At 46.6% G+C, this 12234-nt stretch carries 17 protein-coding genes and 1 riboswitch; of the genes, 15 read left to right on the forward strand and 2 right to left on the reverse strand.

Going from position 1 to position 12234, the window contains the following annotated elements:
* The first annotated feature begins 17 nt into the window (after positions 1-17).
* The 6 genes from pstB (at position 18) to ACFO5U_RS03945 (ending at position 4857) form a co-directional block, all read left to right on the forward strand.
* Positions 18-842, forward strand: a complete 825-nt coding sequence (pstB, locus tag ACFO5U_RS03920) for a phosphate ABC transporter ATP-binding protein PstB (RefSeq protein WP_377276885.1) — start codon at positions 18-20, stop codon at positions 840-842.
* A 94-nt stretch (positions 843-936) separates the two neighbouring features.
* Positions 937-1596 (forward strand): phosphate signaling complex protein PhoU, encoded by a 660-nt coding sequence (gene phoU, locus ACFO5U_RS03925; RefSeq protein WP_377276887.1) that lies wholly within the window; start codon positions 937-939, stop codon positions 1594-1596.
* 160 nt (positions 1597-1756) lie between these two features.
* Positions 1757-1906, forward strand: a complete 150-nt coding sequence (gene rpmG, locus ACFO5U_RS03930; RefSeq protein ID WP_377276889.1) for a 50S ribosomal protein L33 — start codon at positions 1757-1759, stop codon at positions 1904-1906.
* A 96-nt stretch (positions 1907-2002) separates the two neighbouring features.
* Entirely contained in the window at positions 2003-2578 is a 576-nt protein-coding gene (locus ACFO5U_RS03935) for a 5-formyltetrahydrofolate cyclo-ligase (RefSeq protein WP_377276890.1), read from the forward strand.
* Positions 2575-2781: a YqgQ family protein gene (locus ACFO5U_RS03940; RefSeq protein ID WP_377276892.1), complete on the forward strand. Its 207-nt coding sequence runs from the start codon at positions 2575-2577 to the stop codon at positions 2779-2781. Before ACFO5U_RS03935 ends, ACFO5U_RS03940 begins: the two co-directional genes overlap by 4 nt.
* Before the next feature lie 171 nt (positions 2782-2952).
* Complete coding sequence (locus ACFO5U_RS03945) at positions 2953-4857, forward strand: LTA synthase family protein (RefSeq protein WP_377276894.1); 1905 nt, start codon at positions 2953-2955, stop codon at positions 4855-4857.
* Between the two features lie 108 nt (positions 4858-4965).
* Here the strand turns inward: ACFO5U_RS03945 and ACFO5U_RS03950 are convergent, their stop codons facing one another.
* Positions 4966-5145, reverse strand: coding sequence for a DUF2759 domain-containing protein (locus ACFO5U_RS03950; RefSeq protein WP_215105549.1), 180 nt, complete (start codon positions 5143-5145; stop codon positions 4966-4968).
* 153 nt (positions 5146-5298) lie between these two features.
* Between ACFO5U_RS03950 and ACFO5U_RS03955 the strand changes: the two genes are divergently transcribed.
* Entirely contained in the window at positions 5299-5934 is a 636-nt protein-coding gene (locus ACFO5U_RS03955; RefSeq protein WP_377276896.1) for an MBL fold metallo-hydrolase, read from the forward strand.
* Positions 5935-5993: 59 nt separating this feature from the next.
* Here ACFO5U_RS03955 and ACFO5U_RS03960 read toward each other — a convergent pair whose 3' ends face one another.
* Positions 5994-6236: a DUF2626 domain-containing protein gene (locus tag ACFO5U_RS03960; RefSeq protein WP_377276897.1), complete on the reverse strand. Its 243-nt coding sequence runs from the start codon at positions 6234-6236 to the stop codon at positions 5994-5996.
* A gap of 286 nt (positions 6237-6522) precedes the next feature.
* Between ACFO5U_RS03960 and comGA the strand changes: the two genes are divergently transcribed.
* The 8 genes from comGA (at position 6523) to gcvT (ending at position 12224) form a co-directional block, all read left to right on the forward strand.
* On the forward strand, positions 6523-7548 hold the full coding sequence (gene comGA / locus ACFO5U_RS03965; protein ID WP_377276899.1) for a competence type IV pilus ATPase ComGA: 1026 nt from the start codon (positions 6523-6525) through the stop codon (positions 7546-7548).
* Positions 7520-8563, forward strand: a complete 1044-nt coding sequence (comGB, locus tag ACFO5U_RS03970; protein WP_377276901.1) for a competence type IV pilus assembly protein ComGB — start codon at positions 7520-7522, stop codon at positions 8561-8563. The genes comGA and comGB overlap by 29 nt, the downstream gene beginning before the upstream one ends.
* A gap of 11 nt (positions 8564-8574) precedes the next feature.
* Positions 8575-8889: a competence type IV pilus major pilin ComGC gene (gene comGC / locus ACFO5U_RS03975; RefSeq protein WP_377276902.1), complete on the forward strand. Its 315-nt coding sequence runs from the start codon at positions 8575-8577 to the stop codon at positions 8887-8889.
* Positions 8886-9053 (forward strand): prepilin-type N-terminal cleavage/methylation domain-containing protein, encoded by a 168-nt coding sequence (locus tag ACFO5U_RS03980; RefSeq protein WP_377279448.1) that lies wholly within the window; start codon positions 8886-8888, stop codon positions 9051-9053. Before comGC ends, ACFO5U_RS03980 begins: the two co-directional genes overlap by 4 nt.
* 250 nt (positions 9054-9303) lie before the next feature.
* Positions 9304-9603 carry a hypothetical protein gene (locus ACFO5U_RS03985; protein WP_377276904.1) on the forward strand — a complete coding sequence of 100 codons (300 nt, stop codon included), beginning with the start codon at positions 9304-9306 and terminating at the stop codon, positions 9601-9603.
* Positions 9591-10025: a competence type IV pilus minor pilin ComGF gene (locus ACFO5U_RS03990; RefSeq protein WP_377276905.1), complete on the forward strand. Its 435-nt coding sequence runs from the start codon at positions 9591-9593 to the stop codon at positions 10023-10025. The genes ACFO5U_RS03985 and ACFO5U_RS03990 overlap by 13 nt, the downstream gene beginning before the upstream one ends.
* 203 nt (positions 10026-10228) lie before the next feature.
* Positions 10229-10753, forward strand: a complete 525-nt coding sequence (locus ACFO5U_RS03995; protein WP_377276907.1) for a shikimate kinase — start codon at positions 10229-10231, stop codon at positions 10751-10753.
* A gap of 132 nt (positions 10754-10885) precedes the next feature.
* Positions 10886-10975: riboswitch (glycine riboswitch) on the forward strand.
* A gap of 148 nt (positions 10976-11123) precedes the next feature.
* Entirely contained in the window at positions 11124-12224 is a 1101-nt protein-coding gene (gcvT, locus tag ACFO5U_RS04000; RefSeq protein WP_377276908.1) for a glycine cleavage system aminomethyltransferase GcvT, read from the forward strand.
* The last annotated feature ends 10 nt before the right edge of the window (positions 12225-12234 follow it).

Genomic DNA, 12234 nt, shown 5'->3' on the forward strand with positions numbered 1-12234 from the left:
TGGAAGGGGAGTTCATCATGAACACAGCAACAATCAAAACAAAAATTGATGTACCAAAGATCACAGCCACAGAACAGCAATTAGAAAAGGACAGCGTCTATAGTACACGGCAATTGAATTTATGGTATGGCAGCAATCATGCCTTAAAAAATATTGACTTGGAAATCGGAGAAAACGAAGTGACGGCGATCATCGGACCGTCGGGCTGCGGGAAATCAACTTATTTGAAAACATTGAACCGCATGGTTGAATTGGTGCCTTCGGTCAAAACATCCGGCGAAGTCCAATATCGCGGGCGCAATATCTTCGAGGCCAATTACGGCGTCGAGGAATTGCGTACGCGTGTCGGCATGGTATTCCAGAAACCGAACCCATTCCCGAAATCGATTTACGATAATATCGCATACGGGCCGCGCATCCACGGCATCAAAAACCGCAAAATCCTCGATGAAATCGTTGAAAAGAGTTTGCGCGGCGCGGCGATCTGGGACGAAGTGAAAGACCGGTTGAATGAAAATGCATACGGCATTTCCGGTGGTCAGCAGCAGCGCGTGTGCATTGCGCGCACACTGGCCATCGAACCGGACGTCATTTTGATGGATGAGCCGACTTCTGCACTGGACCCGATTTCGACATTGAAAATCGAAGAATTGGTCCAGGAACTAAAAGAACAATACAGCATCATCATTGTCACGCACAATATGCAGCAAGCCGCTAGGATTTCAGACAAAACGGCATTTTTCCTCAATGGCGAAGTGATTGAGTATGACAGCACCGATACGATTTTCTCCAACCCTGCTGATAAACGGACAGAAGACTATATTTCAGGGCGTTTCGGGTAACGAGAATTTCCAAGCAATCTGGAGTTCTGCGTTGCGCCTGGATAGGCAGGATTTATAGCTCCGTTAAAGCTGGATAAATTAGGAGGAATACAATATGGCAGTACGTGAAAAGTTTGAATACGAATTACAGTCGGCTCAGGAGATGTTGATTACACTAAGCACAATGGCGATCGATGCATTGGATAAATCGATGCAAGCACTCGTTGCGCATGACATCGACACGGCATTGCAAGTGATTGAAGATGACATGCACATCAATCGCCTGGAAGAAGAGCTCAATGACCATGTGATTCTTTTGATCGCCAAACAATCACCGGTCGCAACCGATTTACGGCGATTGATCGTCACGATCAAAGTGGCATCGGATATGGAGCGTGTCGGCGATTATGCCGTTAATATCGCCAAAGAAACGATCCGCATCGGCCAACAGGAATTGCTGGAACCGATCCAAAAGATCCAGCGCATGCATAAGTTGGCGACTGAAATGCTAAGACAAGGCATCGATGCACTTGTCCAAGAAGATGTTGAGAAGGCAAAAGCCATCGCCGATATGGATGATGAAGTGGATGACCTTTACGGAGAAGCAATTCGCTTGTTGTTCCAGCACAGTGCGAAAGAACCTGAAAAGCTTAGCCAAGTAACGCAATTGGCGTTCGTCAGCCGCTATATGGAACGCTCAGCAGATTATGCTACCAATATTGCAGAACAGCTATTTTATCTCGTGCGTGGGCGCCATTATGATTTGAATAAGTGATTTAAAACCGCAGGATCGACTGCGGTTTTTATAGTGGAAGAATTCAACAGAAACCAATATTTTTCAGTAGACAATCACTGCAGGTATGCTATAATAATTAAGTCGTATAGATCATGCTTATTATTGAAATGGATTTTCGAAAGAATTGGGAGGGATATCGATGCGTGTAAACATTACACTGGCTTGTACAGAATGTGGCGAACGTAACTACAGCTCTGTTAAAAATAAGCGCAACAACCCTGAGCGTCTTGAATTGAAAAAATATTGCTCACGTGACAAAAAAATGACAGCACACCGTGAAACAAAGTAATGACTTGTCTGCCAAAACCTCTCGGGGTTTTGGCTTTTTCTTTTGAATTCTCCGTTCTAGTGAATGTTACATATATAGAGAAAGGGCGATAGTCGAATGGATAAAGCGATACTAAGAAAATCGGTCTTGAGCCAATTACGTGATTTACCACTGCAAGAACATGAACAGCGTTCAGCTGCCATTATGGAAAAACTGCTCGAAGATCCAATTTTCAAGAGCGCCCAGACAGTGGGCTTGACCTTATCACGCTATCCGGAAGTCAACATCATGCCACTTATCGAACATTGTTGGCGCACAGGCAAGCGTGTGGCAGTGCCGAAATGCGACCCCCAAAAGCGCACGATGACATTCCGCTTGTTGGAGTCGATGAATCAATTGGAAGTCGTCTATATGGATTTGCAGGAGCCTAACGAAGCGATGACCGAGGCGATCGATGCAGGAGATATTGATCTGCTCGTCGTTCCGGGGGTTGTCTTTGTAGAATCGGGTTACCGCATCGGGTTTGGCGGGGGTTATTATGACCGTTATCTGACAGGCTATAATGGCGCCACGCGGTCTTTGGCATTCGACCTACAAATAGCGGACAGCGTGCCGGTTGAGAGCCACGATATTCCGGTAGCAGTCATCATCACTGAGAGACGGATAATCGATACAAAGGCGGTGAGAAGATGAAAGATTTATATGATGTTATGCAATTATTGAAGCGCTATGGCACGATCATCTACACAGCAGACTTTCCATCGGATCTCGATTTGATGGAAGAAGATCTTCGAGACTTGTACCGCAGCGACTTTATCACAGCACGGGAATTCGGTGGAGCGTTGGCCATTTTGCGCCAGAACCGACTGGAATACGAAAAAAAGCATAGCCAATGAAACCGAATCCGTTTTGAAGCGTTATATTAAGGGTAATTGCTTTTGCTAGAGGGCAATTTGTTCTATAATGTAAGTTATTGATATTTCTAATGGGCTTTTTAATGCTGGCAACAAACTGATATTGAGACGAACCGGACAAAGGTTCCTGAAAGAAGAGGAGGATGTGCGGCAATGAAAAACAAAGAATGGCCGAAGCATTCAATTCTGGCCATAGCGGTCATCGCCACTTGGCTGACCACCTACGTCGTCTACAAAACGGCTTTCTCTATTACAATCGACAATGCATTGCAAGAGTTTATCCTGTTTTTAAACCCGTTAAGCTTGCTGTTGTTCCTTTATGGCGGCGCGCTATTCTTCAAGAGTAAAAAAGCACGCAACCGTTATATCGTGGCCATATCAGTGATTACAACAATAATCCTTTATGGAAACGTGGCATTCTACCGGTTTTTTACAGATTTTATCACATTGCCGGTATTGTTCCAGACAGATAATTTCGGCGATTTAGGGTCTAGTGCTGCGGCAAGCATCTACTGGACAGACATCTTCTACTTTGCAGATATCATCATCATTGTTCTTGCGATGTTTTTGATCAAAGAACAAGATTCCACTGTAAAAGCGGCGGCTTCCCATCGCAAAGCGTATTTTGTGTTGTCGGCAGCGATCCTGTTTTTCAACCTTGGGCTTGCAGAAGCAGAGCGCCCGCAATTGTTGACGCGCAGCTTTGACCGTGAAATGCTCGTGAAAAACCTTGGAATGTACAATTACCATTTGTACGATATTTACATCCAGTCGAAATCACAAGCACAGCGGGCATTAGCAGACGGATCTGAATTGACCGAAGTGACAAACTACGTGCGTTCAAACCAGGCGGAGCCATCAGCTGAAATGTTCGGAAAAGCGGAAGGCCGCAATTTGATCGTCGTAACACTCGAATCATTGCAGACTTTCACTTTGAACAATGAAATGAACGGCCAGACCATCACGCCGTTCATGAACGAATTGACGGAAGATGAAGACACGATCTACTTCCCGAACTTTTATCACCAGACCGGACTCGGAAAAACATCCGATTCGGAGTTTCTGCTTGAGACCGGATTGTATCCGCTCAGCGGCGGTGCAGTCTTCTTTACCCACAGTGGCAATGAATTCAATTCCATGGCCGAGAAGATGGGCAACGAAGGCTATTCAACCAATGTTCAACATGCCAATACAAAAAGTTTCTGGAACCGCGATATGATGTACGAGTCGATGGGCATCGATAAATTCTACGATATCCAAAGCTATACGGTCGGCGAAGGGCAAGCGGTCAACTGGGGAATGAAAGATATTCCGTTCTTTGAACAATCCGTTGACCATATGACAGAAATGGAGCAGCCGTTTTACTCACGTTTGCTGTCGCTTACCAACCACCATCCGTTCACTTTAGATGAAGAAGATAAATTGATTGATGAGTACGATTCCAATTCAGGAACACTCAACCGCTATTTCCAAACGGTGCGTTATTTGGATGAGGCTGTAAAATCTTTATTTGAAGATTTGAAAGAACAAGGTTTATACGAAGATTCGATCATTGTTATGTACGGTGACCATTACGGGATCTCCGACAACCATAATGCTGCGATGGAGCAGTACTTAGGCAAGGAAATTACACCGTATGAATCGGCACAGCTGCAAAAAGTCCCGTTATTCGTCCATATTCCGGGCTATGGCGAAGGCCATGTCAACGAAGAAGTCGGCGGACAAGTCGACATGCGTTCGACGATCCTTCATTTGATGGGCATGGAGACGGACAAAGACATGCAGTTCGGTGGAGATCTCTTCTCTGAGGAACATGAAGAATTTGTCATCTTCCGCGACGGACGCTTTGTGACCGACGAATATGTCTACGCGGCTAACGTATGCTATGAGAATGGAACGGGCGAGCCTGTGGAAGATCAAACTTTGTGCGATCCATATGCAGAACGCGCGATCCAGGAGCTTCAGTATTCCGAGTCAATCATCAATGGCGACTTGCTGCGATTTTATGACGATCAAAGCGGCCAGCTGAAAACGATTGAAGAATCGGAACAGCCGTAAACAGAATTAAAAAAGGATGGATCGGCCGTTAAAATTGGCTGATCCATCCTTTTTAGCATGATAAAAGCAAACAAAAAAACCGGTGCAGCTGCGCCGGTTTAGTTGCCATTAAATTGGTGCAGGGTAGCCTTGCGTAATAAGCGTCGCTACAGTGAAAGCACCGAAGATAACAAAAGTACCTAAATTAAATACAAATCCTAAATATTCTCTGTTCTTCAGGGTTTGAACTGTCCCAATCGCAGCAAGAATTGCTGTGAGTCCGAAAATAATCATTAAAATAATACTCATCTTATGACACTCCCTTCAACGTTAACAGCCAGTGCCGTCTTCTACTCTTTTATTGTAAAGAAAATCGGGATGTTTGTCGAGCGCTAAAAATGTCATTCTATTGAACAAGTGACGGCTTTTGAACATGTTATACTATTGGGGAGGTGAAAACAAATGCTTAAAATAGACCGCCTGGAATTAGGGCCTGTACAAACGAATTGTTATATCGTATCCGGGGAAGATCAGCATTGCATCATTTTTGATCCTGGAGAAGAAGCCGGGAAGATTCAGGCAGTCATCAAACGCAAGCAGCTGAAGCCGCTAGCGATCTTGTTGACCCATGCCCATTTTGACCATATCGGTGCGGTGGATGAACTGCGTGAGCTGTATAAGATTCCAGTTTATCTTCATCACAAAGAGCGTGATTTTCTCGGAACTCCGAAATTGAACGGTTCAGCGAAATATGCGGCTGTGCCGGATTACCGTGTGGCTCCGGCCGATCGACTGATCACCGATGAACAGACGCTTGTGATTGGTCCGATCACAATGGATATATTCCACACGCCGGGTCATTCGCCAGGCAGTGTATCTTTTTATTTTCCCGAAGACCGCTTTGCGATTGTCGGGGATACTTTGTTTTCCGGAAGCATCGGCCGCACGGACTTGGCGGAAGGCTCCGAGAGTGTACTGCTTCAGTCGATCAGCTCATCTTTATTGACGCTGCCGGGCGAGACATTCTTATTTCCGGGACACGGTCCTGAGACAACACCGAAACAGGAAAGTCAATATAATCCATTCCTGCGTCCGTAAAAGATGGGCATAGAAAAAAACGGCCATTTCGGCCGTTTTTTTGTGCAAATTCGTATTAATTAATGACCTGCTCCCGGAACGTGGATGAACGTGGAGTAGTAAGTGAAGCCTACGAAGAAGACTGTTAGGTAGGCCGCAAAAATATACATATACATACGTTCAGAGATGTTCAAGTATCCGAGAAGAACGAAGAAGCCGGTATTGGCAACCATCAACAATGATACTTCTACCATATCGCCGACATAAAATAAAATTGCAAAGATTCCAGTCCACCATCCCATTAATTTAAACATATTATCCATGGGTAATCCCTCCTTTGCCACAACACAATAATCTCCTATTCATTATATAGGAAGACGAGTCAATGTGTAAACAAGGACTTCGGTCTACTTTGTGACAAAGCGGTGGATAGAGCAATGGAAAGCGATAACAGCCGATCGCCAACAGGCATGAAATGTGGAATTTGAGGCATTTTGGCGATTTAAATAATTATTTTGCTATTTTTGATTTTCAACTATTGTTAATCGACTTATACTAATGGCAAGCGGAGTGGCAGCCTCCGCTTGGAGACCCGGACAGGAGGTGAATATGCAAGAGATCATTGAACGGCGTTGCTTCGATTTATTGCAGTCCGCAGTAAAGGCGAAAACGACCGATATCCACATCAGGCCAGAACCCCAGCATTACAGCATCACATACCGGAACTACCAGCATTTTGAACCGGTATGTAAAATCCCCTTTGATTTGGGTGATCGCATGATTGCTTATTTCAAATACCTCTCTCTTTTGGATATGAGCGAAAAACGCAAACCCCAAACCGGCTCATTCCATATTCACATGAACGAACATCCTCAGCATTTCCGCATTTCGACATTGCCATCCGTGTTGACGAGGGAAAGCATTGTCATACGCGTCATACCGGACAGCACGGCGCTATTTCTCGATGAATTGGCTGCATTTCGTGATTCGGCCAGGCTTCTCGAGAAACTCGCCGGAGAGCGGCAAGGCCTGATCTTATTGACAGGGCCGACGGGGTGCGGGAAATCCACTACTCTTTACTCTCTATTACGCCATTGCTCCGAAAGATTAAATCGCAACGTCATCACTCTTGAAGACCCAGTGGAGCGACAGAACGCGGCTTTTCTCCAAATCCAGGTGAACGAGAAATCGGGCATGACCTATGCTGCCGGTTTAAAGGCAATATTGCGCCATGATCCGGATATTATCATGATTGGTGAAATTCGCGATGCGGATACAGCTGCAATCGCTATCAGGGCTGCTTTGACAGGGCATTTGGTGTTGTCTACGATACACGCCAGGCATTCCGTCGGCTGTTTGCACCGGCTGCACGACTTAGGCATTCCATACGAGGATATGTTGCAGACAGTCATCGGCATTGCTGCCCAACAGATCGTGCCGATGTATGAAGATTTGGAGCAGCAGGAAACCAAACACAAGGCTCTTTATGAAATACTCAGCGGCGACAGCTTGTCGAACGCCATTGAATCTGCGAAAAAACAACAAGACTACCAACTTCCAGAACATTTGTCGTTCGGCGGCCAAATCCGGGAAGGGGTGAGAATCGGTGCGCTTCACTCGAACCCGAACGGCTAAGAGCTTGCCATTCCGTGAGCGCGCCCAATTTTTGATGAGGCTGTCGGCGTTGATGGCGGAAGGCTATTTATTTCCTGTCGCATTGACGCTGCTCTTGCCGATGCATACGTCACGTGTCGATGAGGCTATTGCAGGCATGGACAGGATCCTAAAAGGCGGCGGCAACGCAGCGGAAGTATTGAAATTTCTCGGATTCCGTGAGCGTGTTCTGTTTCCAGTGGAAATTGCTGAGTTCCATGGTCGCCTTAGCGAAGCAATCAAAGGCATTTCCGCCGGTTTTAAAAGGACGCAGGACGTCCAGAAAAAACTGCAGAACATTCTCGTCTACCCGATATCTTTACTAGTTCTCACGGCGGCGTTGTTTCTGTTTTTCCGCACCAATTACGTGCCGAATTTATCGGCGCTCATTTCATCTTTGCAAAACGACGGCGAGCAACAAGGGGTCCCTGTCTACCTGTTGCGCATCCCTGATGTCTTTATCGCGCTCATGATCATCAGCGCAGCGGTGGCGTTCATTGTGCGCCTCTATATTAAAAGCCAGCCGGTCGAGCGTCAAATCGCGCTGCTTTTGCAAATGCCGCTGATAAACTCTTCCCTGCGCCTGTACTGGTCACAACTTGCCTCGCGTGAACTTGGTACTTTGCTGCACAGCGGAATTCCAATGCAGGAAGCGTTAAGGCTTTTGCATAAACAGCGACACCATTTAATCATTAGCCATATCGCCGGCACTTTACACGAACAGGTGAAGACGGGGATTCCGATATCCGTCGCAATTGAGCGCCATAGTTTTGCCGCCCATGATATGGCGGCATTCACAAGACACGGAGAAGCTACGGGCATGCTCGGCAAGGAGCTGGTGCTCTATAGTGAAGTGCTGATGGACCGGATCGAGTTGCAGGCGCAGCGTTCGCTGAAAATCATCCAACCGACTTTTTTTGTCTTAATTGCCGTGTGCATCGTCGCTGCTTATTTGGCGATTTTGCTCCCGATGTATAATCTCGTCCATACCATCTAAGGAGGAATACAATGAATCGAATAAAAAATCAACGAGGGTTTACATTAATTGAAATGCTTATCGTCATGCTCATAATCACGGTGCTCATCGCGATTGCGATTCCGAATGTCGCCAAACAAACTTCAGCGGTCGATGAAAAAGGTTGCAAGGCATTTGTCCAAATGGTTCAAGGGCAGGTCGAATCGTACCGGATGGATAATAAAAAAGTGCCGGCCATGACGGATTTAGTGGCGGGCGGATATTTGAAAACTGGCGAAACGAGCTGTCCTAACGGTGACACGATCGACATTTCAACCGAGGGCGTTGTGTCCTCACGTGCTTCCTGAAGCAGCAGAACGGCTTTACGCTAATAGAGATGCTGCTCGTGCTGTCTGTGGTGGGTGTGTTTTCCACGCTCGCACTGTCCCATGCTGCGGTGCAGGAACAAAAAAGGGAAGAACAGCATTTTTTTGAGCTGCTCGAGCAAGACATCCATTTCGCGCAAAGCTAAAGTTATTTGCTCGGTTCCTCGGTCATGCTCGTTTTTCGGGAAGGGAAAAACAATTATGATGTTATGTATGGCTTGAGTTATCCTGGTTTTTCTAGACACATGCCAGCGACGGTCAGCTTAAGCAAAACAAGCAATATCCGCGAAGTGTATTTTACGCCGAATGGCTCGATCCGCCAGCCTGGAACATTGCGCTTTGCGACCAGCCGCGGAGAAAGGACGGTGACGATACATCTTGGAAAAGGGAGGGTGGTTGTTTCGCAATGAACTGGGCACTTCAGTAGCCGAGACGATGCTGAGCTTGTTCATGGTTTTTCTTGTGTTCGGTTCGCTCCTGCCGCTGATCCAGGAAATGCATATCCGGCTCGAGTTAAAAAAAGAGCGCCATGCTGCATACGAAACTTTACATGAGGCAGCAAAGCAAATCGTCCAAAGTGATGCTAAAGCGGGCACGAGGACAGTCAACGGTATCATCTACAGCTGGCAGTCTGAAGGGCATTGTGTCCAATACAGCGATTACCGAGGGGAAGAGCAGCGCTTATGCGTAAAATGATACGTGCAGAGCGCGGCTTTACATTTGTGGATTCGCTGCTGGACATTGCCGCTCTATCGCTGGTCCTGCCGTTGGCTGCGATGTTCTATTTGTATAGTATGCAGTTTAATACGGATTTGGATTCCAGCGCTACGGAATTCCGGTTATTTACACTGGAGCTGCAGCAGTATGTGATTGGAAGCGATCAAGTCGCCATAACGCGCAGTGGGCAAGGGCTGCGCATTTACCGAGCGGGGGTGATCTATGATATTGAAATGTACGGGACGGTTGTGCGCAAACGCAAAGACCAACTCGGGCATGAAATCATGTTGACTGAGGTCACAGCCGGTAATTTTGCCATCGAAAAAAAGACTTTGAGGATTTCCATGCAATTCAAAAAAGGAACTGCCGAGGAGGTGGAATATGAATTGCCGCTTCCTTGAATGTGAAACGGGCGCTGTCTATCCGCTTACACTGGTCTTTTTTATCTCTGCATTAATGCTCATGTCCCATATGGTGCTCATGTATTCGATTGAGTACCGGACTTATGATAGTTTGGAAAATGTTCATAGAAATGCTACTATACAACTACTGACGGAAATTGGGCAAAATAAAATCCCTGAGTAGGGTAGTACGGGTGGGAACAATGAACAGAATCTATTTGATCGGCTTTATGGGCTGCGGCAAAAGTGCAATCGGCAGAAGGCTTAGCTTTTTGTTGAAAATGCCTTATTATGACATGGACAAGGAAATTGTCCGACAGATGGGCATGACCATCCCTGAAATTTTCGAGCAGCATGGAGAGCGTTATTTCAGAGATCTCGAGACCCAATTTTTGCAAAATTTAGAACAGGATCACTGCATCATTTCAACCGGGGGCGGCGTGACGATGCGCAAGGAAAATCAGCGGATCATGCGGCGGACGGGGCTTGTGTTGTTTTTAGATGCCCCTTTTCGGGAAATATGGCGGCGCATTCATAAGGATCCAAATCGCCCAATCGTCCGGCGCTCGACACGGGAGGAAATTGAGGCGCTACACAAATCACGGTACCGTGATTACAAACGTACCGCGCATATCACCATCCGAACAGAACACCGCAGTTTAAAACAAATCACTCAATATGCTGCTTTTCAAGTTCGTCGCCTGAAAACCGAACGAAACAATGTGTGAAAATCTCTAATGTTCGTGAATTGAGTCCAACAGCAAAAAAGATTGCGCTTTCTGCTATTCAATGTTAGGATGTAGTCGAAGTTATACTATTCTGTATAACGGGTTGGACCAATTCATCATTGATTTGGGCGGATGAATGTACGGGGAGAGAACGCTTAGCGTCGCCGAAGGAGCAAATGATTAGTCATGAATCTCTCAGGCACAAAAGACTCGTACAGGACGCATCTCTGGAGAACGCTGCTTTCGTGCAGCTACCAAAGAGGAAAGCCGTAATCGGTAAACTTTCAGGTGCCAGGACAGAGAATTCCCTTTTATTATAAAGGGGGTTCTCTGTCCTTTTTGTGCGGCTTGAAAAATAGGAGGGAAAGAGATGGGACTATTGAAGCGAACACCTTTGTTTGACTCGTACGCCCGCTATGGCGGGAAAACAATCGATTTTGGCGGCTGGGAATTGCCGGTGCAATTTTCATCCATCAAAGACGAGCATGAAGCAGTCCGCACAAAAGCGGGATTGTTTGATGTATCCCATATGGGCGAAATCTTTGTCACGGGTCCGGATAGTTTGGCGTATTTGCAAAAACTTGTGACAAACGATGTGTCAAAAATGCAGCAAGGACAAGCGCAGTACACCGCAATGTGCTACGAAGACGGCGGGACAATCGATGACCTGCTTGTTTACAAGCTCGAAGAAGAGCGTTTTCTGCTAGTCGTCAACGCCTCCAATATCGAAAAAGACTTTGCCTGGATGGAGCAGCAGCAAGAAGGCCAAGTCGAACTCGACAACGCCTCGCAGCGCTACGGCTTATTGGCGTTGCAGGGACCGCTCGCTCAACAAGTGCTCAGCACATTGACTGATGAAGATTTGTCGGCGATCCGCCCATTCCGTTTTAAAGACCAAGTAGAAGTAGCGGGCCATAAAGTGCTGGTATCGCGAACCGGCTATACAGGGGAAGATGGATTTGAAATCTACGGCAGCCCAGAAGCAGTGACTGCTTTGTGGGATGAAATATTGAAAGCAGGCGAATCCCACGGCATCGTCCCAGCAGGACTCGGCGCTCGGGACACGTTACGTTTTGAAGCCGGTCTCGCACTATACGGCCAAGAACTATCAAAAGACATTACGCCGTTAGAAGCCGGCATCGGTTTTGTCGTCAAGCTGAAAAAGGACAACGACTTTATCGGAAAAGCCGCATTAACGGCCCAAAAAGAAGCGGGCGTACCGCGTAAATCGGTCGGAATAGAAATGATCGATAAAGGAATCCCACGCCACGGCTACGCCGTCTACAAAGGCGACGAGAAAATCGGCGAAGTGACAACTGGTACACAATCACCGACCTTGAAAAAAAACATTGGACTTGCCTTACTAGCAGCAGACCACCAGGAGCTTGGCAGTGAAGTGGACGTCGAAATCCGCAACAAGCGGCTCAAGGCGAAAATCATAACTGCACCGTTTTATAAACGTTCAAATTAATCCGAATAAA

The sequence above is a fragment of the Planococcus dechangensis genome (genome assembly GCF_042654465.1).
GTDB lineage: Bacteria > Bacillota > Bacilli > Bacillales_A > Planococcaceae > Planococcus > Planococcus dechangensis.